Genomic DNA, 22,511 nt, shown 5'->3' with positions numbered 1-22,511 from the left:
CGTTTTGGAAGCGCTCCGCCATTGGCTCGCATATGGGCCCCACCAAAAAACAGGGCAAGAACTGCACCAGCGAATCGCAGGTTGTCGAAGCAAAAGGTGACAGAATGTGAATTTCAGGTGTGAAGGTTTCCGCCCGCGCCCTTACAACAGGTGTGCCCCCAGCGCGGCCTTGTCGATCTTTCCGGTGGCGTTGCGCGGCAGACCGGCCGTGAGGACGACCTCGCGGGGCACCTTGAAGTTGGCCAGGCGTTCCCTGCAGTAGGCCGTCAGCGCCTCCGGGGTGACCGCCGCGCCGGTGCGGGGCACGACGTAGGCCCGGCCGACCTCGCCCATCCGGGCGTCCGGCACGCCGATCACCACGGCCTCGGCGACGCCCTCATGGGCGGCGAGCACCTGCTCGATCTCGGCCGGGTACACGTTGAAGCCGCCGACCACGAACATGTCCTTCGACCGGCCGGTGATGGCGAGGTAGCCCCGCTCGTCGAGCCGGCCGCGGTCGCCGGTCACCAGCCAGCCGTCCACGATCGCCGCCGCCGTCGCCGCGTCGTCGTCCAGATAGCCGACCATCACGTTGTGCCCGCGCACCACGATCTCGCCGTCCTGGCCCACCGGCACCGGCGCGCCGTCCGGGCCGGTCACCCGCACCTCCACGCCCTCGATCGGGCGGCCGGAGGTGGTGGCGACGGTCACGTCGTCGTCCTCGACCGAGCACGCCGTGACCGTGCCGCACGATTCGGTCAGCCCGTACGCGGTGACCACCTGAGGGAACAGCTCGGCCCGCAGGCGGCGCACGAGCGCCACCGGGACGACCGAGGCGCCCGTGACCGCGAGCCGCAGCGACGACAGGTCGTAGCGGGAGCGGCCGGGCGCGTCGAGCATGGAGACGTAGACGGTCGGCGGGCCGGGCAGCACGGTGATCTTCTCGGCCTCGACCAGCCGCATCGTCTCGTCCGGCTCGAACACCGGCTGGAGCACCATCGTGGCGGCCCTGAGCAGGCAGGCGAACACCCCGGCCTTGTAGCCGAAGGTGTGGAACATGGGGTTGACGATCAGGTAGCGGTCGCCGTGGCGCAGACCGGTCCGCGCGCTCCACGCGAGGTAGGTGCGGACGTTCTGCCGGTGGGTGCACATCGCGCCCTTGGACCTGCCGGTCGTGCCGGAGGTGAACAGGATGTCGGCCACGTCGTCGGGGCGCACCGCCGCGGCGCGCTCCCGGGCCGCCTCCTCCGGCACGGTCACGCCCGCCGAGAGGAAGTCGTCCCAGCTCGTCGCGCCCGGCCGTGGGCCGTCGTACGCCACCGCCGTGGTGAGGGTGGGCAGGTCCGGCGTGCCGGAAGCGGTGACCCCGAGCATGGCGAGGTAGCCGTTGCCGAGGAAGCCGTCCTCGGTGAACAGCACACGGGCGCGGCTGCGCGCCAGCAGCCACCGGGCCTCCTCGCCCCTGTATCGGGTGTTGATCGGCACCACGACGGCGCCGGCGCAGAGCGCGCCGAGGGCGGTGACGATCCACCGCATGCTGTTGGGAGCCCAGATCGCCACCCGCTCCCCCGGCTCCACGCCGAGCGCGAGGAAGCCACGGGCCGCCTCGCGCACCCTGGCGTGCAGCTCCGCGTAGGTCAGGCGGACCGCGCCGTCCACCACCGCCTCCGTGCCCGGGAACTCCCGGGCCGCCTGCTCCAGCACTCCCGGGATCGTCAGCGCCTCGTTCTCGGTCATGACCGTCATGGTGGGCCGTCCCGGCCCGGCCCGTCAGGCGTGGTCCCGCTGGCCGGTACCTCTCCCCCACCGGCGGGCGGCCGGCCGTACCCTCCCTGGGTCGTATCGAGACGTGGGAGGAAACGGTGAACGTGACGGTGGATTTCGGCGGCCGGGCGGTGCTGGTCACCGGAGGGACCAAGGGCATCGGCTTCGTGATCGCCGAGGCGTTCCTCGCCGCGGGCGCCGGTGTCGTGGTGTGCGGGCGGAACGAGCCGGAGAAGCCGCCCTCGGCGGGCGGCCGGACGGCGCGCTTCGTCGCCGCCGACATCCGCGACCCCGCGGAGGCGGCCCGGCTGGTGGAGCAGACCGTCGACCACCTGGGCCGGCTCGACGTGCTGGTCAACAACGCCGGAGGCTCGCCGAACGCCGACGCTGCGACGGTCTCGCCGCGGTTCGTCGAGCGGATCGTGGACCTCAACCTGCTCGCGCCGTTCTACGTGGCCCAGCCGGCCAACCTCGTGATGCGCGAGCAGGAGACCGGCGGGTCGATCGTCAACATCGGCAGCGTCTCCGGCGTGGACCCGCAGCCGGGCACGGCGGCGTACTCGGCGGCCAAGGCCGGGCTGCTCATGCTCACCAGGGCGCTGGCGCTGGAATGGTCGCCGAAGGTGCGGGTCAACCACATCACCACCGGCCTCATCAGGACCGCGGCCGCCGCCTCCCTGTACGGCGAGGACGGCGGCGCGGCGCTGTCGGAGGTCATCCCGATGCGCAGGCTGGCGGTGCCGCAGGACGTGGCGAACGCCTGCCTCTTCCTGGCGAGCGACCTCGCCTCCTACCTCACCGGGGCGGACGTCCCGGTGCACGGCGGAGGCGAGGTCCCGGCCCGCTACCTGGTGACGGGCGGCTGAGCCTCACGGAAGACGGCGCGCCCGCCCGTGAGCACGGGCGTGCCGTTCACCGCCGCCTCGAAGGCCACGGCATCCTCCTCGTCCCACGTACGCAGGTCGAGTCGGTCGCCGGGGAAGACCGGGGCGGCGAACCTGCCCGCAAGCTCGGCCAGGCCGGCCGGGTGCGCGCCCACGGCGTCGGCCAGCGGCAGCGTCACCGCCGCCAGCGTGCACAGGCCGTGCATGAACGGCCTGGGCATCCCGGCCGCCTTCGCCGCCCCCGGGTCGATGTGCATGTGGTGCCGGTCGCCGAGCAGGCGGTAGAGCGCGGCCTGGTTGGGCGAGGTGTCCAGCCGCAGCTGACGCGCGGGCGGCGTTTCGGGCCGCTTCGGGGCCGAAGGACCGCGCTCGCCGCCGAACCCGCCGCGGCCCGGCGCGAACAGCGACCAGGCGGCGAGGAAGAACTCGCTGTCCACCTCGACCTCGAAGACCGCGGCGCCGCCCTTGTCCCAGACCCGGGCGACGCGGGCCTTCATCGTCAGCTCGCCCGCCGGCGGCAGCGGCGTGCGCATCTCCAGCCGCTGGGAGCCGTGCACGGCCGTCCGGGTGTCGAACGCGCCCAGCGAGCCGAGCGCGTCCGGCGCCCACTGGGCCTTGGTCAGCGCGAACGTCGGCAGCACCCGCAGCCGCTCCTCGAAGACGAGGTCGAGGTCGGTGGCCGGGGCGCCGACGGCGAGCGCGTAGAGGATCGCCTCCCGCTCGTCGTAGGCGACCGTGCGCTCGCCGAGGTCGCGGCCGGCCCACTCGGCAGCGTTCATCTCGCCCGCGTTCACCGGCCGGCTCCGAGCACCAGGCCGCTGGTGGGCACCCCGGTGCCCGCCGTCACGATCACGTTGCGCACTCCCTCCGGCTGGTTGACGCTGGTGCCCCGCACCAGGCGGACGGCCTCGGCGATGCCGTTCATGCCGTGCAGGTACGCCTCGCCGAGCTGGCCGCCGTGCGTGTTGAACGGCAGGCGCCCGCCGAGCTCCAGGTTGCCCTCGGCGACGAAGTCCTTGGCCTCGCCGGGGGCGCAGAAGCCCAGCTCCTCCAGTTGCGGCAGCACCAGCGGCGTGAAGTGGTCGTACAGGATCGCCGCGTCCATGTCGGCGGGGCCGAGACCGCTCTGCGCGTACAACTGCAGCCCGACCAGCCCCATCTCGGGGATGCCGGTGATTCGGGGACGGTAGTAGCTCGTCATCATGTGCTGGTCGTCGCCCGAGCCCTGGGCCGCGCCGAGGATGACGGCGGGCGGGTGCGGCAGGTCGCGCGCCCGCTCGGCCGAGACCACGACCAGCGCCTGGCCGCCGTCGGTCTCCTGGCAGCAGTCCAGCAGGTGCAGCGGCTCGGCGATCCAGCGCGACGCCTGGTGGTCCTCAAGGGTGATGGGCCGCTGGTAGAACCAGGCCGCCGGGTTGTTCGCCGCGTGCTTGCGGTCCACCACGGCCACCCGGCCGAAGTCCTCGCTGGTCGCGCCGTACTCGTGCATGTAGCGGCGGGCGAACATGGCCACCCACTGGGCGGGCGTCGACAGGCCGAACGGGTTGAGCCACGCGTACGCCGCGCCGTCCGCCCCGATGTCGGCCGCAGTCTCGACCGGCCGGTCCGCCTGGCCGAGGCCGTAGCGCACACCGGACCGCTCGTTGAACGCCCGGTAGCAGACGACGACGTCGGCGACGCCGGTCGCGACGGCGAGCGCCGCCTGCTGGACGGTGCCGCAGGCCGCGCCGCCGCCGTGCGGGATGCGCGAGAAGAACGTCAGGTCGCCCATGCCGGTGGTGCGGGCGACGTGGATCTCGGCGTTGGTGTCGGCGGTGAACGTCACCATCCCGTCCACGTCGGACGGCTTCAGGCCGGCGTCGGCGATGGCCGCGAGCACGGCCTCGCAGGCGAGCCGCAGCTCGCTGCGGCCGGAGTCCTTGGAGAACTCGGTGGCCCCGATGCCGGCGACGGCCGCCGCGCCGGAAAGCCGGCTCATGTCGCCACCTTCGAGGGAAGCCGTACGACGACGGTGCCGGTGACATGGGCGCCCAGGCCGTTCTCGCCGCGTACGGCGATCTCGACCCGGCGGTCCTCGTCGTGCTTGGCGGTGACCGTGCCGGTCAGCGTCATCGTGTCGCCGGGGTGGTTGGGCACGCCGAGCCTGATCCTGATCGCCTTGACGACGGCGGCCGGGCCCGCCCATTCCGTCACGTACCGGTCGACCAGGCCGTTGGTGGTGAGGATGTTCATGAAGATGTCCTTCGACCCGCGCTCAACCGCGAGGCCGGGGTCGTGGTGGACGTCCTGGTAGTCGCGGCTGGCGATCGCGGTCGCCACGATGAGCGTGCGGGTCAGCGGGATCGGCAGCGCGGGCAGCTCCTCCCCCACCGCCACCTCCTCGTACGTTCGCCGGTTCATTCGGGGATCCTTCCCGCCGCGATCACCGCGCCGAGCTTGGCGAGGTCGGCGCTCGGCCCGCCGAGCGTGCCGGAGATCTGCCTGGCCCACAGGAAGTGCCGGTGGACCGGGTAGTCGACGTCGACGCCGATGCCCCCGTGGACGTGCTGCACCCGGTGCGCCACGGTCAGCCCGGCGTCCCCGGCCCACCACTTGGCGACGAGCACGGCCGCCGCGGCGTCCCCGCCTTCCCGCAGGGAGGTGACCGCCTGCCACAGGCACACGCGGATGGCGTCGACGTCGATGTAGCAGTCGGCGAGCTGGTGCTGCACCGCCTGGAAGGTGCCGAGCGGCCGGCCGAACTGCTTGCGCTCGGACAGGTAGGTCACGGCGTGCCGGATCGCGCCCTGGGCGACGCCGAGCTGCACGGCCGCCAGCGCGAGCGCCGCCCGCTCGATCGTCCACGCCACCGCGCCGTCCCCCGGCGCGCCGACCGCCTGCGCCGGGGCGTCGTCCAGGGTGAGGGTGCCGGCGAGATCGTGCGTCGTGGTCTCCTCGGCCTCCCAGGAGACACCCTCGGCGTCGCAGGCGACCAGGAACAGGCCCGGCACTCCCTCGGCCGCGGCCGAGACCAGCACGTGGCCCGCACCGAACGGCGAGGGGACCACGGCCTTGACGCCGGTCAGCCGCCAGCCGTCGCTCTGTCGCCGGGCCGTGCAGCGCGGCGTGGCCGGGTCGGCCGGGCCGAACTCCTCCAGCGCCACGGTGAGCCGCGACGAGCCGTCCGCAGCCGCGGGGAGCAGGCTCTCACGCTGCTCGGGGGTGCCGTGCGCGGCGACCGCGAGCGCGCCGACGGCCGCGGGCCACAGCGGCACCGGGGCGACGTGGCGGCCCTGCTCCTCCAGCAGCACGCACAGGGCGCCCAGGCCCAGCCCGGCGCCGCCCGCCTCCTCCGGCAGCGCGATGCCGAGCAGGCCCGCCTTGCCCAGCTCCGCCCACAGCTCCTCATCCAGGCGGCCCGGCGAGCCCTCCACCTCGCGTACGCGCTCGGTCGTGGCGCGGTCGGCGAAGATCTGGTTGGCCAGGGCACGCACCGCCTCGAGCTCTTCGTCCAGAGTGAAGTCCATCAGTCGTTCTCCTGCGGGCGGAACACCGGAAGTGACAGGTCGGGATCGGCGTCCAGCCAGTCGAGGACGACGGGCATGCCGATCTCGACCTCTCCGGGTTCCACGCCGACCAGGTTGGTGATGAGCCGCGTGCCCTCGTCGAGCTCCACGACCGCGACGATCAGCGGATACTCGAACGCCGGGTGGCGGGGGTGGTGGGCGACCACGAAGCTGTAGACCTGCCCGCGGCCCGACGCCTCCGCGACGTCCCACTCGAACGAGCCGCAGTGCGGGCAGCACGGGCCGGGCGGGTGGCGCAGCGTCCCGCACCCGGAGCAGCGCTGGACAACCAGCCGGTGCTCACGCGCCGCCTCGAACCAGAACGCGTTGTCCCGGTTGACCGCGGGCCGCGGCCGCAACGCCTTCGGGGCCCGCTTTTCCGGAGAAGGGGCCTTCGGCCGGAACCGGAGCAGGCGCCAGCGCTGCACGGCGACGACCTCGCCGTCCTGGTCGGTGTAGGTGCGGACCGTGGTGACGAACCGCCCGACGCCGAGCGCGGTGCTCTTCTCCGGGGAGATCGACTCCACGACCTCGCGGACGTTCACGCGGTCGCCGACGACCAGCTCCCGGTGGAACTCGAACTCCGAGTCGGTCGCCACCACCGAGGTGTAGCCGTCCTTCTCCAGCAGCGCGTTCAGTTCCTCCGCTCCCGGCCCCGCACCCGAGCCCGTGATGCTCGCGGCGTACCCCCGCATCGTCCACGCCTGCGTCATCGACGCGGGCGCGACGATCCCGGGACGGCCGGCCGCGCGGGCGGCGTCGTCGTCCAGGTGGACGGGGTTGCGGTCGCCCATCGCCTCGGCCCAGTGCCGGATCATGGGCACGTTCACCGGGTCGGGCCCCTCCCGGAGCGGGACGATCTCCCGTCCGGCGAAGTCCTCATAGGCGGTCATCAGCGACCCGCCCGGGGAAGGCCGAGGCCCTGGGTGGCGACCATGTCCCGCAGGACCTCGTTCACGCCGCCGCCGAAGGTGTTGACGATGCCCTGCCGCGACAGCTGCTCGATCTGCCCGGCGAGCGCCGCGCCCGGCGACTCGGGGCGCACGCGCCCGCCCGCGCCGAGGATCCCCGACAGCGTGCGCTGCACGTCGATGTGGGTCTCGGTGCCGTACACCTTGGCCGCCCCGGCGTCCGCGCCCGACAGCGCGTCACGCGCGACCGCGTCGGTCATCTTCCAGTTCATCAGCCGCATCGCCTCCAGCCGGGCGTACGCGCGGGCGAGGTCCCGCCGCACCCACGGCAGCTCCATCGCGCCGTTGTCGCGCGCCCAGCCGGCGACCTGCTCCCAGAGCTGGATCATCCGGCCGCCGAGCGCGGCCAGGCCGATCCGCTCGTGGTTGAGCTGGTGGGTGATGAGCCGCCAGCCACCGTTCACCTCGCCGACGACCGCGTCGGCCGGCACCCGTACGCCGCTGTAGTAGGTGGCCGTCACGACCATCCCACCCACGGCCTGGATGGGGCTCCAGGAGAAGCCCGGCGCGTCCGTCGGCACGATCAGGATCGAGATGCCCTTGTGCTTGGGCGCGTCGGGGTCCGTACGGCAGGCCAGCCACACGTAGTCGGCCGTGTTGGCGCCGCTGGTGAAGATCTTGCTGCCGTCGACGACCCACTCGTCGCCGTCCCTGACCGCCCGGGTGGTGAGGGAGGCGAGGTCGGTGCCCGCGCCGGGCTCGGTGTAGCCGATCGCGAAGACCAGGTCGCCGGACAGGATTCCGGGCAGATACCGCTTCTTCTGCTCGGGCGACCCGTGGCTCATCAGCGTCGGGCCGACTGTGTTGACGGTGACGAACGGGAACGGCAGCCCGGCCCGCTGGACCTCGTCGAAGAACACGTACTGCTCCTCGACCGACCGGCCCTGCCCGCCGTACTCGACCGGCCAGCCGATGCCGAGCCAGCCGTCGGCGCCGAGGCGCCGCACGACCTCGCGGAACCGGCGGCCGCCGACGCCCTCCTCGCCGACGCGGCGCCGCTCGTCCTCGGGCAGCAGGCCCGCGAAGTACGCCCTCAGCTCCCGGCGCAGCTCGCGCTGCTCGGGACTCTCCCGCAGATCCATGTCCGCTCTCCTTCACGCCTGACCGAGGAAGCGCAGGCGCCCGTTGGCGGCGAACTCCTCGCGCAGCGCGGCCTTGTCCTGTCCGGTCATGAGGGTGTATTCGGGCGCGCCCCGGCCGGCCCATCGATAGACGGCGTCGCCGGTCCGCCAGCCCTCCATCTGCATCTCCTTCTTGCGCAGCTTGTTCGACCCGGTGGCCGGCAGCGCGTGGGAGACCCGCACGTGGCGCGGGGCCCCCTTGGTGCCGAGGTCCTCCTGCGCGGCCAGGAACTCCGGCAGGCCGAGGTCCTCGAACGACGTGCCCTCGGGGATCTCGAGCGCGGCCATGACCTGGTCGCCGGAGCGCGGGTCGGGCACGCCGAACACGGCGGCCGCGACGATCAGCGGGTGCCGCCGCAGCACACGCTCGGTCAGCAGCGCGGAGATGTTCTCGCCGTCCACCCGGATCCAGTCGCCCGACCGGCCCGCGAAGTAGATGTAGCCGTCCTCGTCGATGTAGCCGAGGTCGCCGGTCCAGTACCAGCCGTGCCGGACCCGCTCGGCGTCGGCCGCCTCGTTCTTGTAGTAGCCCTCGAACCTCGCCGCGCCGTCGACGTCCACGATCTCGCCGATGGCCTCCTCGGCGTTGGTCACCCGGCCGTGCGCGTCGAGCACGGCGCGCGGGCAGGTCTCGCGGGTCTCGGGGTCGACCACCCGTACGCCCGGGCGCGCCGGGCGGCCGAGCGCGGAGGCCGGGCCCTCGGGCGCGAGCTTGATCATGCCGGCGCCCTCGCTCGACCCGTAGCTCTCGATGAGCCGGCAGCCGAACCTGCGCAGGAACTCCGCCTGGTCCTCCGGCGACGCCTCGGTGCCGAAGGCGTGGTCGAGCGTGTTGTCGGCGTCGTCGGACCGCTCGGGCTGCGCCAGGATGTACGCGATGGCCTTGCCGACGTAGGTGAAGAACGTGACGCCGTGGAAGCGGACGTCGGGCAGGAACCCGGAGGCGGAGAACTTGGGCACGAGGACGACCGTCGCCCCGGCGGTCAGCGACGGCGCCCACAGCGCCATCAGCGCGTTGCCGTGGAAGAGCGGCATGCAGCAATAACTGACGTCGTGCCGCCGCACGTCGTACTTCTCGCAGTTGGCGTAGCCCAGCCCGGTCAGCCGGCCCTGGGAGCAGACGGCGGCCTTGGACGCGCCGGTGGTGCCCGAGGTGAACAGCAGCAGCATCCGCGTCTTGGGCGTGATCTCCGGGTCGCGAACCGGCTGGCAGGCGTGCGCGGCGACCGTCTCCGCGTAGTCGTCGGCGTCCACCAGCAGGAAGCGGTCGCGCGGCACGCCGATGTCGAGGCCGTCCAGCAGCTTGAGGCCGGCCTCGTCGGTGACGACGAGCCGCAGGTCGGTGTGCCTGACCTCCTGCTCCAGGTAGGCGCCCCGGCGGGTGCTGTTGATCCCGACGATCGTCGCGCCGCTCAGCGCGGCGGCGCCGAGCCAGAAGATGTACTCGGGGGTGTTGTCGAGCAACACCCCGATGTGGAAGGGACCCTCGGGGTAAGAATCGGACACTCGGAGCGCCCGGGCCAGCGCCGCCCGGGCGGCGCTCTCCCGCACCACCTCGTCCCAGGTCCAGGTGCGCTCGCGGGTCCGCAGGCCGGGGTGGTCGTCGCCCAGGCGGTCGAGCAGCAGGTCGGCGATGGTCTCCCGGCGCACCGCTACCCCTTCTGCCGTACGGCGATCGGGCCGGTCAGCACGCAGTGCGTGCCGCCGTAGATCGCGGTCATGCACTTGTTGCAGTGGATGCACAGCGACCTGACGGTGTCGTCGGCCTGGATGCGGTTGATCAGGTCCGGCTCGCGCAGCAGCGCCCGGGCCATCGCGACGAACTGGAAGCCCTCGGCCATCGCCTGGTCCATGACCTGCTTGTTGGTGATCCCGCCGAGCAGGATGAGCGGCATCGTCTTGAGCGCGGCGCGGAACTGCCGGGCGTCGTCGAGCAGATAGGCGTCCTTGTAGGGGTAGGCGCGCAGGAAGTGCTTGCCGACGAGCTGGACGCCGAGCTTCACCGGCTGCTTCATGACCGAGGCGAACTCGCGCAGCGGGGCGTCGCCCTTGAACAGATACATGGGGTTGAGCAGCGAGCTGCCGGCGGTGAGCTCCAGCGCGTCGAGCGAGCCGTCCTCCTCCAGCCACTGCGCGACCTTGATCGACTCATCCAGCCAGAAGCCGCCGGGCACGCCGTCGTCCATGTTGAGCTTGGCCGTGATCGCGATCCGGTCGCCGACCGCGTCGCGCACCGCGCGGGCGATGTCCCGCGACAGGCGGGCCCGGTTCTCCAGGCTGCCGCCGTACTCGTCCTTGCGGTGGTTGACCCGCGGGCTGAGGAACGAGCTGGCGAGGTAGTTGTGCCCGAGGTGGATCTCGACGGCGTCGAAGCCCGCCTCGATCGCCATCTTCCCGGCGTGGGCGTGGGCGGCGACGATCCGCCGCAGGTCGTCGCGGGTCGCGGCCTTGGTGAAGCTCGTCGTGGTGGCGTGGAAGTGCCGGGTGGGGCCGAGCGAGGGCAGCCTGTTCGACTTGGGGTTGGCCACCGGCCCGGCGTGGCCGATCTGCGCGGCGACGGCGGCGCCCTCGGCGTGCACGGCCTCGGTGAGTCCGCGCAGGCCCGGCAGCGCCTCTGGGGTCCACTGGATCTGCCGCGCGTCCGTGCGCCCCTCAGGGGCGACCGCGCAGTAGGCCACGGTGGTCATGCCGACGCCGCCCTGGGCGTGCCGCACGTGGAACTCGATGAGTTCGTCGGTGACGAGGCTCTTGCGGCTCAGCCCCTCGTACGTGGCCGCCTTGATGATGCGGTTGCGCAGGGTCACCGGCCCCAGCTTCGCCGGGGCGAGCACGTCCGGAGCTGTCCGGGGCGCTTCCTGAGTCAATTGGGGATCCTCCACTCCGGTCGTCAAGCTGTCCAGACGTTAGTCAGCGGGACCCGCCGGCGATCCGGCGAATCCCGCTGACCGGGAGAAATCCGACTGTCAGGCCCCTCGGCCCTCCAACGCGGCGGCGAGGTACAGCGCGGCGCCGAGCACGGTCACCGCGGCGCACGCCGTCGCGAGGATCTGAAAGGAGCCGATGTCCCTCAGGTCGTCCTGCGACGCCGGCGACAACGTCGCCCTCCGCCAAGTCGCCAACCGTCTGGTCGGTATCCTGCCCGGCTGCCTCAAGACCGGCACCCCGTACAACGAAGCAACCGCTTGGGCTCCTCAACCGGCGGCGGCAGGTGGTGCGGGGATGCGGCGGCTCAGCCGAAGAAGGCCTGGCCGCCGTCGAGGGGCACGGTCGCGCCGGTCAGGTAGCGCAGGTCCGGGCCCACGAGCGCGATCACGGCGCGGCCGATGTCCTGCTCGCAGTCGCCGATGTAGCCGAGGGGGATGGTCTTGCGGAACGCCTCCGCCTCCTCCGGGAAGGCCTCCGTCCACCGCTTCAGCCCCGGCGACAGAGCGTGCGGGGCGATGTTGTTGGCGCGGATGCCGTCGGGCCCCCACTCGGTGGCCGCCGTACGCGTGAGCGAGCGCAGCGCCTGCTTCGCCGCAGCGTACGCGCCGTAGGTGGCAGGGTCCCAGCGGACCATGGCCGAGGTGACGAGGTTGACGATGCTGCCGCCGCCGCGGGCCTTCATGTGGGGGTGACAGGCCTTCATGAACGCGAACGCGGCGAACGGGCCGCTGCGGAAGCCCTTCTGGAAGTCGGCGTCGCTCATCGACAGCAGCGGGCCGTACGCGCCGGTGTAGGCGTTGTTGACGAGGATGTCCACGCCGCCGAACCGGGTCACGACGGCCTCGACCACGGCGGGGATCGCGTCGGTCTCGGTCACCTCGCACTGGAACGGCTCCGCCGTCCCGCCGCGTTCGCGGATCAGCTCGCAGGTCGTCTCCAGCTTCGCCGTCGTGCGGCCGAGCACCGCCACGGACGCGCCTTCCGAGGCGAGGGCGAGCGCGATGCCCTGGCCGACGCCCTGACCGGCTCCCGTAACAATCGCGACTTTTCCGTCCAGACTTCCCATCCGTCTTCCGTTCCGCCGTGCGTTGGGCCGAAATAGTGGTGTGAGGCGGCACACGGAAAGCGACCAGTCCCGCTCACCGGGAACAGGCTGCCTGCCGCTGTGACGGCGCCGGGGGCCCGTCCCGGTCACCGGGAGGCCCGCCGCCGCACAGGAGGTCGAGTCGAGGATTTCCGCAGACTCAGGTGGTGAGCGTCAAGCAGGGCTGAGCCGCAGGCTCTTGAATTCGGTCGCCTGGGCGGCGATCGCCTTCTCCGTGGGGAGGCGTTCCATCGACGACGCCCCGAAGAAGCCCGCGATCCCGTTCGTGTGGTCGAGGACGAACTGGGCGTCCTCGGGTTCGGCGATGGGGCCGCCGTGGCAGAGCACGATGACGTCGGGGTTCACCGCGACGGCGGCATCGCGCATCTCCTGCACCGCGGCGGCCGCCTCTTCGAGGGTGAGGGCGGTTTCCGCGCCGATGCTGCCGCTCGTGGTCAATCCGACGTGGGGCACGAGAACGTCGGCTCCGGCCTCGGCCATCGCCGCGGCCTGCTCGGCGTCGAAGACGTAGGGGGCGGTGAGCAGGTCACGCCGTCGCGCTTCCCTGATCATGTCCACCTCGAGCCGGTAGCCCATCCCGGTCTCCTCGAGGTTCTGCCGGAACTTGCCGTCGTACAGGCCCACGGTGGGGAAGTTCTGCACACCGGAGAAGCCCATCGCCTTCAACTGGTCGAGGAACGGGCCCATCAGACGGAAGGGGTCCGTGCCGCAGACCCCGGCCAGCACGGGGGTGTCGCGCACGACCGGGAGGACTTCCCTGGCCATGTCGACGACGATCGCGTTGGCGTCGCCGTACGGAAGCAACCCGGCGAGCGACCCTCGCCCGGCCATGCGGTAACGGCCCGAGTTGTAGATGATCAGCAGGTCGACGCCGCCGGCCTCGGCGGCCTTGGCCGACAGGCCGGTGCCGGCGCCCGCGCCGATGATGGGCCGGCCGGACCCGGCGGTGGCGCGCAGGCGTTCGAGAGCTGTCTCGCGGTTCATCTCATTCTCCAGTTCGACGTGCGCGGATGAGGCGGTGCAGGGCTTCGGCCGCGGCCCGGCCGAAGCCCGGATCGTTGATGGCGGCGTCCACGTCGTGGACGGGGACGCCGGTGTCCTTCAGGCCGTCCCGGAGCGCGGCGAAGCAGGCGGCGTCGGCGTCGGGGTCGACGAAGGGCCCTCCTTCCACGTCGATCCCGGAGACGCCCTTCAGCGGCAGGTAGACCTCCACCGGCCCGGTGGCGCGGCTGAGCTTGTCGCCGATCCTCGCCCCCAGCTTGGCCATCTCGTCGCGGGTCGTCCGCATGAGGGTGACCGTGGGGTTGTGCACCAGGAACTTCCGGTCCGCGAACTTCTCCGGGACGGTGTCCCGGGGCCCGAAGTTGACCATGTCGAGCGCGCCGACGCTGACCACCTGGGGGATGCCGGCTCGCCCGGCCGCCTCCAGCCGGTGGGGGCCGGCGGTGAGGACCCCGCCGACGAGGTCGTCGGCCAGCTCGGTGGTGGTCAGGTCGAGGACGCCGTCGAGCATGCCGGAGGCGGCGAGGGCCTCCATTGCCCGTCCGCCGGAACCGGTGGCGTGGAAGACCAGCACTTCGTATCCGGCGCTCGTCAGGTAGTCACGGGCTTCGTCGACGGCGGGCGTGGTGAGCCCGAACATCGTGGCGCCGACGAGTTTCCGCTCGTCGCCGGTCTCATCCCGCACCCGGGCGTACCGCTGGGCCATCCCGGCCGCCGCCGCGGCGGCGTTGCCGAGAACCGCGCGCGAGAGCCGGTTGATGCCGGAGATGTCCACGACGGAGTACATGAGGGTGACGTCGACGTCTCCGACGTAGGGGCCGACGTCGCCCGAGGCCATGGTCGAGACCAGCAGCTTGGGCACTCCGACGGGCAGGGCCTGAAGCGCACGGGCGGCCACGGACGAGCCGCTGGAGCCGCCGATCGAGAGCAGGCCGTCGAGGCGCCCCTCGCCGAACAGCCGCCGGACGATCACGGCGGCGCCGGTCGCCATCGCGTCCATCGCGGCGCCGCGGTCGCGGGCGTCGCGGAGCCGGTCGAGCTCGGTGCCGGCCGCCCGCGCCACCTCGTTCGCGCCGATGTCGGCCAGTTCCGCCCCGTGGGCGAAGGTGCCCACATTGATCAGGAGCACGTCGCAGCCCGCCTCGCGCAGCCGGTCGCGGACCCAGCGATACTCCTCGGTCTTGGTGTCCAGCGTTCCCAGCAGCACCACCGTCGCCACCGCGACCTCCCTGTCGTCATCGACCTGCGCGTACGGTCGAGGATGTCCGGCCGCTGCCGTATCGGCCAGGCCAATCACGCAGAATTGGTCCATGGCACGTGCGGAACATGTCGACAGTGCCGCGCTGGCCCGCTTGCTCGGGGAGTGGCGGGCGGAGGACGTGCCGCTGCCACACGCGCTCGCCGGCGCGCTCGCCGAGCTGATCGCCGGCAACGTGCTGGTCGACGGGGCCGCGCTGCCGCCGCAACGCGCGCTGGCCGCCGCGCTGGGGGTGTCCCGCGGGACCGTCGCCGAGGCGTACGCCGAGCTGGCCGCGCGGGGACAGCTGACGCCCCGGCAGGGGTCGGGCTCGCGCATCCGGCGCGGCCGGAGCGCGGGAGGGGATCATGTCGTCGAGGGACGACTGGCGTCCTTCGGCCGCACCCGCCGCCCCGTCGAGCTGGACCTGTCCAGCGGCGCGCTGCCCGCCCTGTCGCTGGTGCGGGACGTCGTCTCGGCGGTCGACCTGCGCGAGCTCGACGTCTATCTCGCGGATGACGGCTACTACGCCGCGGGGCTGCCTCGTCTTCGCGCGATCGTGGCCGAGCAGTACACCGTGCAGGGGCTGCCGACAGGGCCCGACCAGATCCTTGTCACGTCCGGCTCCCAGCAGGCCGTCTGGTTGTGCGCGTCGTCCCTGGTCGCGCCGGGAGACGAAGTGCTGGTCGAGGAGCCGAGCTACCGGGGTGCGATCGAGGCGTTCCGTACGGCCGGGGCGCGGCTGACGGGCGTGCCCGTACGGCAGGACGGCCTCGACCTCGACCACCTCGAACGGGTCGCGCATCGGGCCGCCCTCCTCTACTGCCAGCCCGCGGCGCACAATCCAACCGGGATCAGCTGGCCGGCGGCGAGCAGGGAACGGCTCAGCGAGATCGTCGGCAGGCACGGCGTGCTGACGATCGAAGACCGATCCTGTGCCGATCTCGTCCTCGACGACCGCGGCGTCCGGCCCCCGCTGCCCGAGCCGGCGGATCCCGGCTCGGTGATCCGGATCGGCACCGCGTCCAAACTGCTCTGGGGCGGGCTGCGGGTCGGGTGGATCCGCGCGGAGCGGCCGGTGATCGTGCGGTTGACGCAGGCCAAGGCGGCACTGGACCTGGCGGCTCCGGTGATCGACCAGATGGTGACCGCCGAGCTCCTGGCGCAGGCCGATCGGGCCCGTCAGGAGCGCACCCGGCGCCTGCGGGCCCATCTCGCCGAGGCGGCGGCGGTCCTGGCGGAACGGCGCCCCGCGTGGCGGTGGACGCCGCCGCACGGCGGCACGGCGCTGTGGATCGACACCGGAACCGACGCCGTCGCCCTGGCCGAACGCGCACGGAGGAGGGGCGTGCTGGTCACCGCAGGCCCGGCCTTCTCCCCCTCGAACGCGCAGCGCTCCCGGCTGCGGCTGCCGTTCTGGAGACCCGTGGAGCAGTTCGCGCACGCGGTCGAACTTCTCGAGTGAGTCCCGCGCGTGTGTGGAGGTATGTCACGCCTCGGCGGCGTTGGCGTAGCGGCGTGCCAGGTGGGCGAAGGCGGCTTTGAGCTCGGCCGGGCCGACGACCTCGATGTCGGCGTCGAACCTGCCGACGTCGGCGGCCAGGCCGACCCATGACCACGAACCCAGGACGAGCCGGCAGCGGTCCGGGCCCAGTGCCTCGACGACCGCGTCGCGGGTGTAGGGGGACACGGCGGCGGCGGGCAGGCCGAGGATCACCTCGCCGCGGCAGGGCCAGTCGCCGGAGCCGCCTGAGCCGGAGACTGAGCCTGAGCCTCGGAACCGGCCGGCCACGAAGGCGGCCACATCACCTCCCGGCAGCTCGCGCGGGGTGAAACGCGGCCCCGTGGGGGTGCGCGGGGTGATCCGGTCGGCGCGGAAGGTACGCCAGTCCTCACGATCGAGGTCCCAGGCGACCAGATACCAGCGCCCGCCCCAGGTGACCAGGTGATGAGGCTCCGCCCGGCGCGGTGGCGCCGGCACGCCGTCGTCGTCCTCTTCCGGAGGAGACGCGGCCGCGTAGTCGAAGCGCAGCACCTCACGGGCATGGACGACGGCGCCGAGTGCCGTGAGCACGCCGATGTCGACTCGCGGACCGGCCGGGATCGCGGACCGCTCGACGGCGGTGACCTGAAGGGCGTCGATCCGGTGGCGCAGCCGCGCGGGCATGACCTGCCGCACGGTGGTCAGCGCGCGCGCCGCGGCTTCCCCGATGCCGGCGCCGCTCGCGGTGGCTGTCTGGAGGGCCACGGCGAGGGCGACGGCCTGGTCGTCGTCGAACAGCAGCGGGGGCATCTGCGAACCGGCATCGAGCCGGTATCCGCCGTCGGGCCCCTTGAAGGTGGCGATCGGGTAGCCGAGCTCGCGGAGACGGTCGACGTCACGGCGGACCGTGCGCGCGCTGACGTTCAGCCGCGCCGCCAGGTCCCCTCCCGACCAGTCACGGCGGGTCTGCAGCAGCGAGAGGATCGCGAGCAGTCGCGCGGATGTCTTCGGCACGAGATTCATTGTGCCTCCAGTAGAGGACACATCCTGTCCTCTACCCCTGGGAGTGTGAGGTCACCGACGCGTGATCGAGAACTAGGAGCCGTCATGTCCATCACCACCACGACTCACCTGAACTTCCGCGGCGACGCCCGGGCGGCGCTCGACTTCTATCACTCCGTCTTCGGCGGAGACGTCGTCTCCGTCACCTACAAGGACGCGGGCGCCGTGCAGAATCCCGACGAGGCGGACTGGGTGATGTGGGGCCAGGTCACCGCGGACAACGGCTTCCAGGTCATGGCCTACGACGTGCCGTCGCAGACGCCGTGGCACCCGGGGGAGAACGCCGTCTTCGTCTCCGTACGCGGCGACGACACCGACGAGATCAGCACCCTCTGGGACAAGCTGGTCGTCGGCGCAACCGTCGTGCGGCCGCTGGAGCCCGCGCAATGGGCGCCGCTCTACGGAATGCTCAAGGACCGCTTCGGCGTCGTCTGGGTCCTGGACGTCGCGGCCCCGTACAACGGCTGACCTCCCCGGCAGAGCGGAAGAGGAATCGGATCACTGTGAGAACGCGCGAGCTGGGGCAGACCGGCATCGAGGTCAGTGCCTACTGCCTGGGCACCATGATGTTCGGCCCGGTGGGCAATCCCGACCACGACGAGTGCGTCCGCATGACCCACCGGGCGCTGGACGCCGGCGTCAACTTCGTCGACACCGCCGACGTCTACGGCTACAGCGAGACCGAGGAGATCGTCGGCAAGGCTCTCAAAGGCCGGCGTGACGACGTCGTGCTGGCCACCAAGGTCAACGGCCGGATGGGCGAGGGTCCCAACCGCCACGGCAGCTCGCGGCGCTGGATCATCGCCGAGGTCGAGCAGTCGCTGCGGCGCCTGCAGACCGACTACATCGACCTCTACCAAATCCATCATCCCGACCCCCGCACCGACATCGAGGAGACCTTGTCCGCGCTGACCGATCTGGTGCGCAGCGGCAAGGTCCGCGCCATCGGCTCCTCCAACCTGCCGCCCTCGGAGATCGTTCAGGCGCAGTGGGTGTCCGAGCGGCGTGCTCTGCACCGCCTGCGCACCGAGCAGCCGACGTACTCCATTCTCAACCGCGGGATCGAACGGGAGGTCCTGCCCGTCTGCCGGCGCTACGGCCTGGGCGTGCTCGTGTGGGGCCCGCTCTCGTCGGGCCTGCTGACCGGCCGCTACCGCAAGGGCACTCCCCCGGCGGAGAGCGCCCGCATGCACTGGGTGCCCAGGCACCTGACCGACGAGCGCAAGCTCGACGCCGTCGAACGGCTCATCACCGTGGCCGAGGAAGCCGGCATGTCCCTGGCCCACCTGGCGATGGCCTTCGCCACCACCCACCCCGACGTCAGCGCCGCCGTCATCGGCCCCCGCACCATGGAACAGCTCGAGGATCTGCTGGCGGGGGCCACCATCACCCTCGGCGACGACATCCTCGACACGATCGACGAGATCGTCCCGCCCGGGACCGACATCGGCCCCCTGGACATCTCCTACGATCCGCCGGCCGTCACGCACCCGGCGCTGCGCAGGCGCCCGGCCGGCGACCGGGCCGCGGCCTGACAGCATGACGGTCCTCGACAGCCGGGCACTCAACCGCGCCACGCTGGCCCGGCAGTTCCTGCTCGACCGCACTGACGCACCGGTGCTCGACGTCGTCGCGCACCTGTGCGGCATGCAGGCACAGGAACCGCAGGAGCCGTTCTTCGGGCTGTGGTCGCGGGTGCGAGCCTTCCGGCCTGCGGCCCTGGACGGTCTGCTGACCGGGCGGGACGTGGTGCGCACCCACCTGATGCGCCGCACCGTCCACCTCGTCACCGCCGACGACGCACTGGCCTGGCGTGCCCGGCACGACACCATGCTGCGGCAGCGGGTGCTGACCACCTACCGCCGCGAACTCGCCGGACTCGATCCGGATGAGGTGGCGGTGGCCGGTAGGGAGGTCATGGCCGACGGCCGGCCCCGCACGATGGCCGAACTCGTCGACGCGCTTGCCGTCCGCTGGCCCGCACCCCCGCGCCGGGCTCTCGGTGAGCTTCTCGTCGCCGCGCTCATCCCGATGGCCCAGCTGCCCCCGCGCGGACTGTGGCGCGCCAAAGCGGGGGTACGCAACGTTCCCCTCGCCATATGGCTGGGACGCGACGTCACCCCGCTCAGTCCGGACGGCTCCGACGAGGTCGGCCGGGCCCTGGTCCGCCGTTATCTGGCCGCGTACGGGCCCGCCGCGTCCGCCGACCTGCGCGCCTGGTGCGGTCTGGCCGGGCTGCCCGCCGCGGTCGAAGCCGTACGCGGGGAACTCGTCGCCTTCCGCGACGAACGGGGCCGGCAACTGCTCGACCTGCCCGGCGCGCCGCGTCCCGACCCGGACACCCCCGCGCCTGTGCGGTTCCTGCCGGCGTTCGACAACGCGCTCCTCGGCTACCACGACCGCAGCCGCATCGTCGACGACACCCACCGCGGCCTGTCGGTCGCCGGCGCCCGCGCCGTCCTGGTGGACGGCCGGGTCGCCGCGACCTGGGACCTCTCGGCCGGCCGCGTGATCGTCACCCCGCTGCGCCGCCTTTCCCGATCCGACCGCGACGCCGTGGCCGAGGAGGGGCGGTCGTTGGAGTCCTTCCTGTCCGGCGACAACATAGAGGGATCCGCCCCGCCGTCCCGGTGACCGGGAGTTCCGGCATCCCGCGCCCGGCCTTTGCCGACAATTTCGGGCACGGACGGACTCCGGCTCGCGGCTCATCCCGGCTTGAAGGGGAACTGATAGGCATGTCGACAGATCCGAGGCTCGCGTCGGCGGCGGTGACGGCCGGGCTCACCGGTCCCGGCGGGGCGTTCGAGCTCGCCGAGGAGGAGGTCCTCGGCGCGCGCATGACGGTCTTCAAGAACCGGCCCCGCAACCTCGGCGAGGTGCTCGCCGCCTCGGCGGCGTACGGCGACCGCGACTACATCGTGACGGCGCACGAGCGGCTGACCTTCGCCGAGCACGCGCGCCAGGCGGCCGCGCTGGCCGCCGCACTGCGCGAGGAGCACGGTGTGCGCCCCGGCGACCGCGTCGCGATCAACGCGGCCAACCACCCGGGCTGGATCGTCTCGTTCTGGGCCGCGGTGGCCGCCGGCGCCATCGCGGTCGCGTACAACGCGTGGTGGTCACGCGGGGAGGTCGAGTACGCCCTCGGTCACACGGAGCCGAAGGTGCTGATCGCGGACGCCAAGCGGGCCGCGCTCACCCCCGCGGGGACCACGGTCGTGACCCTCGAGGAGGACCTCCCCCGGCTGATCGAGCGGCACGCGGGCGCTCCGCTGGCCCCGCACGCCGCCGCCGAGGACGACCCGGCAGTGATCATCTACACCAGCGGCACCTCGGGCCGTCCCAAGGGCGCGGTCCACACGCATCGCAACCTCACCTCCGTGGTCGAATACCACCGGATGAACGACGCGCTGGCCCAGGCGTTCGGCGACCCGACGAACCCCGCTGACCGGCGTTACCTGCTGGCGCTGCCGCTGTTCCACATCGCGAGCCTGCACAATCTCGCGGTGCCCCGCCTCGCGACCGGCAGCGCCGTCGTGATGCACCTGGGCGCCTTCGACGTGGACCGCGTGCTGCGGCTCGTCGAGCGGGAGCGGGTCACCAACTGGGGCGCGGTGCCGACGATGGCGAACCGCCTGATCGAGCACGGCGACCTGTCGGGCTACGACCTGTCGTCGCTGACCGCCTTCGCGCTGGCCTCGGCGCCGTCCTCCCCCGCGTTCAAGCAGCGGCTGCGCGAGGCGTTCCCGGTCGCCCGGCAGTCCCTGGTGGACAGCTACGGCCTGACCGAGTCGTCCACCGCGATCGCCGTCGCCACCCCGGCCGACCTGGAGGAGGCCCCGGGGACGCTGGGCCGTCCGATCGCCACCGTCCAGTTGGAGATCCGCGACCCCGAGGGCAAGCCGCTGCCGGAGGGCGAGGAGGGCGAGGTCTGCGTCCGCAGCCCGTTCAACATGCTCGGGTACTGGCGGGATCCGCAGGCGACCGCACAGGCCATACGGAAGGACCGGTGGCTGCACACCGGCGACATCGGGCTGATCGAGAACGGGCGGCTGCGCCTCAGCACCCGCCGTTCCGACCTGATCATCCGGGGCGGGGAGAACGTCTATCCCGCCGAGATCGAGAACGCGCTGGCCGAGCACCCGGCGGTGGTGGAGTGCGTCGTGCTCGGGGCCCCGCACCCCGACCTCGGCCAGGAGGTCGTCGCCGTGGTCGTCACGGCGGCCGGGCACGACCTGGCCGAGGACGACCTGCGGGCACACCTGCGCGACCGGCTCGCCTACTTCAAGGTGCCGTCGCGGTGGCGGATCACGACCGAGGCGCTGCCGCGCAACGCCACCGGCAAGGTGATCCGCCAGGAGGTCAAGCGCGAGCTCGGCATCGCCGACTCCTGAGACGCCCGCACGCCGTCTGATCGTCAGGCGTGAACCCGGCACCGCCGGGTAGCCGGAACGGATCACACCGGACCGCCGGGGGACGCCGATGACACGTGTGAGCGAGAGCCAGACCGCGAATGTGACCGGCCCGGTCGCGGGCCATCCGTACGTGTCGATGGCGCTGGGGGCGCTGTTCGTGTCGGCCTCGGCCGTGCTGATCCACCTGTCGGGCGCCTCACCGGGCACCGCCTCGTTCTACCGCTGCCTGCTGGCCCTTCCCGCGCTGGTTCCGCTCGCGCTGCTGGAGCGCGGGCGCGAGGGCAGGCGGGAGAGCACGGTGCCGGCGCGCCGCCGGGCCGTCACCCTCGCCGCGGGCGCCCTGTTCGCCGGCGACATGCTGCTGTGGACGGCGGCGATCGACGAGGTCGGCGCCGGGCTGTCCACCGTGCTCGTCAACGTCCAGGTGGTGATCGTGCCGCTGCTCGCCCTGCTGGTGGACCGCGAGCCGCCACCCCGCCGCTTCGTCGTGTCCCTGCCCTTCCTCCTGCTCGGCGTGGTCCTGGCGAGCGGTGTGGCCGAGGGCGGCGCCGGCGGGAGCCGGCCGCTCCTCGGGACCGTCCACGCCGTGCTCGCGGCCGTGTGCTACTCGGGCTTCCTGTTCCTGCTGCGGCGGGGAGGACAGCAGGGGCAGGTGGTGCAGTCCTATCTGTGGGTGACCGTCGCCGCCGCCGTCGCCTCACTGGCCGCGGGCGCCCTCTGGCAGGGCGTCGATCCGGCTCCGGGCTGGACGGCCGTCGGATGGCTGGCCCTGGTCGCGCTCTTCGGACAGGTGCTCGGCTGGCTCCTCGTCGCCGTGGCCGCGCCCCGTCTCGCCAGCCACGTCGGGGCCATCCTGCTGCTGCTCACGCCCGTCGGGGCCCTCGTCCTCGGCTGGGCCGTCCTCGGCGAGCACCCCTCCCCCCTCCAGCTGGCGGGCTGCGCCGTGATCCTCGCGAGCGGCACCTTCGCCACCACCCGTTCCGCCCGCGACTCCTGAGGCGGGTGATCCGGCCCGGCGGCG

General features: G+C 72.6%; 21 protein-coding genes. 7 read left to right on the top strand and 14 right to left on the bottom strand.

The genetic code is table 11. The features are described from left to right. Window positions 1-141 precede the first annotated feature (141 nt). Window positions 142-1,716: a FadD3 family acyl-CoA ligase gene (locus FH610_RS00965; protein ID WP_205825442.1), complete on the bottom strand. Its 1,575-nt coding sequence runs from the start codon at window positions 1,714-1,716 to the stop codon at window positions 142-144. A 125-nt stretch (window positions 1,717-1,841) separates the two neighbouring features. Between FH610_RS00965 and FH610_RS00960 the strand changes: the two genes are divergently transcribed. Next, a complete protein-coding gene (locus tag FH610_RS00960) occupies window positions 1,842-2,609 on the top strand; it encodes an SDR family oxidoreductase (RefSeq protein WP_139572223.1) in 768 nt (255 codons plus the stop codon). Here the strand turns inward: FH610_RS00960 and FH610_RS00955 are convergent. The 12 genes from FH610_RS00955 to FH610_RS00905 all read right to left on the bottom strand — a co-directional run bounded on the left by FH610_RS00955 (window position 2,588) and on the right by FH610_RS00905 (window position 14,515). Continuing rightward, window positions 2,588-3,421 carry a MaoC/PaaZ C-terminal domain-containing protein gene (locus tag FH610_RS00955; protein ID WP_240808675.1) on the bottom strand — a complete coding sequence of 278 codons (834 nt, stop codon included), beginning with the start codon at window positions 3,419-3,421 and terminating at the stop codon, window positions 2,588-2,590. The genes FH610_RS00960 and FH610_RS00955 overlap by 22 nt on opposite strands. Beyond that, on the bottom strand, window positions 3,418-4,605 hold the full coding sequence (locus tag FH610_RS00950; RefSeq protein ID WP_139572222.1) for a lipid-transfer protein: 1,188 nt from the start codon (window positions 4,603-4,605) through the stop codon (window positions 3,418-3,420). The genes FH610_RS00955 and FH610_RS00950 overlap by 4 nt, the downstream gene beginning before the upstream one ends. Beyond that, window positions 4,602-5,027: a MaoC family dehydratase gene (locus tag FH610_RS00945; protein WP_139572221.1), complete on the bottom strand. Its 426-nt coding sequence runs from the start codon at window positions 5,025-5,027 to the stop codon at window positions 4,602-4,604. The genes FH610_RS00950 and FH610_RS00945 overlap by 4 nt, the downstream gene beginning before the upstream one ends. Beyond that, the gene (locus tag FH610_RS00940) at window positions 5,024-6,133 is read right to left on the bottom strand and encodes an acyl-CoA dehydrogenase family protein (RefSeq protein WP_139572220.1); all 1,110 of its coding nucleotides are present in this window, start codon (window positions 6,131-6,133) and stop codon (window positions 5,024-5,026) included. The genes FH610_RS00945 and FH610_RS00940 overlap by 4 nt, the downstream gene beginning before the upstream one ends. After that, window positions 6,133-7,065 (bottom strand): bifunctional MaoC family dehydratase N-terminal/OB-fold nucleic acid binding domain-containing protein, encoded by a 933-nt coding sequence (locus FH610_RS00935; protein WP_139572219.1) that lies wholly within the window; start codon window positions 7,063-7,065, stop codon window positions 6,133-6,135. The genes FH610_RS00940 and FH610_RS00935 overlap by 1 nt, the downstream gene beginning before the upstream one ends. Then, window positions 7,065-8,225: an acyl-CoA dehydrogenase family protein gene (locus tag FH610_RS00930; protein ID WP_139572218.1), complete on the bottom strand. Its 1,161-nt coding sequence runs from the start codon at window positions 8,223-8,225 to the stop codon at window positions 7,065-7,067. The genes FH610_RS00935 and FH610_RS00930 overlap by 1 nt, the downstream gene beginning before the upstream one ends. A gap of 12 nt (window positions 8,226-8,237) precedes the next feature. Next, window positions 8,238-9,914 carry a steroid-22-oyl-CoA synthetase gene (gene casI / locus FH610_RS00925; protein WP_139572217.1) on the bottom strand — a complete coding sequence of 559 codons (1,677 nt, stop codon included), beginning with the start codon at window positions 9,912-9,914 and terminating at the stop codon, window positions 8,238-8,240. 2 nt (window positions 9,915-9,916) lie between these two features. Further along, complete coding sequence (locus FH610_RS00920) at window positions 9,917-11,128, bottom strand: NADH:flavin oxidoreductase (RefSeq protein WP_139572216.1); 1,212 nt, start codon at window positions 11,126-11,128, stop codon at window positions 9,917-9,919. 99 nt (window positions 11,129-11,227) lie between these two features. Continuing rightward, window positions 11,228-11,359: a hypothetical protein gene (locus FH610_RS45030; RefSeq protein ID WP_276607610.1), complete on the bottom strand. Its 132-nt coding sequence runs from the start codon at window positions 11,357-11,359 to the stop codon at window positions 11,228-11,230. A gap of 134 nt (window positions 11,360-11,493) precedes the next feature. Then, a complete protein-coding gene (locus FH610_RS00915; protein WP_139572215.1) occupies window positions 11,494-12,255 on the bottom strand; it encodes an SDR family NAD(P)-dependent oxidoreductase in 762 nt (253 codons plus the stop codon). 192 nt (window positions 12,256-12,447) lie between these two features. After that, complete coding sequence (locus FH610_RS00910) at window positions 12,448-13,278, bottom strand: phosphoenolpyruvate hydrolase family protein (protein ID WP_139572214.1); 831 nt, start codon at window positions 13,276-13,278, stop codon at window positions 12,448-12,450. 1 nt (window position 13,279) lies between these two features. After that, window positions 13,280-14,515, bottom strand: coding sequence for a Tm-1-like ATP-binding domain-containing protein (locus FH610_RS00905; RefSeq protein ID WP_139572213.1), 1,236 nt, complete (start codon window positions 14,513-14,515; stop codon window positions 13,280-13,282). Window positions 14,516-14,606: 91 nt separating this feature from the next. Between FH610_RS00905 and FH610_RS00900 the strand changes: the two genes are divergently transcribed. Beyond that, window positions 14,607-15,998, top strand: coding sequence for an aminotransferase-like domain-containing protein (locus FH610_RS00900; protein ID WP_139572212.1), 1,392 nt, complete (start codon window positions 14,607-14,609; stop codon window positions 15,996-15,998). Window positions 15,999-16,022: 24 nt separating this feature from the next. On the opposite strand, the gene FH610_RS00895 is transcribed toward FH610_RS00900, so the two are convergent. Further along, complete coding sequence (locus tag FH610_RS00895) at window positions 16,023-17,030, bottom strand: helix-turn-helix transcriptional regulator (RefSeq protein WP_139572211.1); 1,008 nt, start codon at window positions 17,028-17,030, stop codon at window positions 16,023-16,025. Window positions 17,031-17,123: 93 nt separating this feature from the next. Here FH610_RS00895 and FH610_RS00890 point away from each other — a divergent pair, with 93 nt between their 5' ends. The 5 genes from FH610_RS00890 (at window position 17,124) to FH610_RS00870 (ending at window position 22,487) form a co-directional block, all read left to right on the top strand. Next, complete coding sequence (locus FH610_RS00890; RefSeq protein WP_139572210.1) at window positions 17,124-17,546, top strand: VOC family protein; 423 nt, start codon at window positions 17,124-17,126, stop codon at window positions 17,544-17,546. Between the two features lie 35 nt (window positions 17,547-17,581). Next, window positions 17,582-18,613, top strand: a complete 1,032-nt coding sequence (locus FH610_RS00885) for an aldo/keto reductase (protein WP_139572209.1) — start codon at window positions 17,582-17,584, stop codon at window positions 18,611-18,613. A gap of 4 nt (window positions 18,614-18,617) precedes the next feature. Beyond that, window positions 18,618-19,712 (top strand): winged helix DNA-binding domain-containing protein, encoded by a 1,095-nt coding sequence (locus FH610_RS00880; protein ID WP_139572208.1) that lies wholly within the window; start codon window positions 18,618-18,620, stop codon window positions 19,710-19,712. A gap of 101 nt (window positions 19,713-19,813) precedes the next feature. Further along, the gene (gene casG, locus FH610_RS00875; protein WP_205825439.1) at window positions 19,814-21,469 is read left to right on the top strand and encodes a steroid-24-oyl-CoA synthetase; all 1,656 of its coding nucleotides are present in this window, start codon (window positions 19,814-19,816) and stop codon (window positions 21,467-21,469) included. Window positions 21,470-21,557: 88 nt separating this feature from the next. Then, a complete protein-coding gene (locus FH610_RS00870; protein ID WP_205825438.1) occupies window positions 21,558-22,487 on the top strand; it encodes a DMT family transporter in 930 nt (309 codons plus the stop codon). The last annotated feature ends 24 nt before the right edge of the window (window positions 22,488-22,511 follow it).

Source organism: Microbispora catharanthi (genome assembly GCF_006334915.2).
In the GTDB taxonomy this organism is placed as follows: domain Bacteria; phylum Actinomycetota; class Actinomycetes; order Streptosporangiales; family Streptosporangiaceae; genus Microbispora; species Microbispora catharanthi.
Note: the sequence above shows the minus strand (reverse complement) of the source record. Positions and strands in the feature narration are given on the sequence as shown.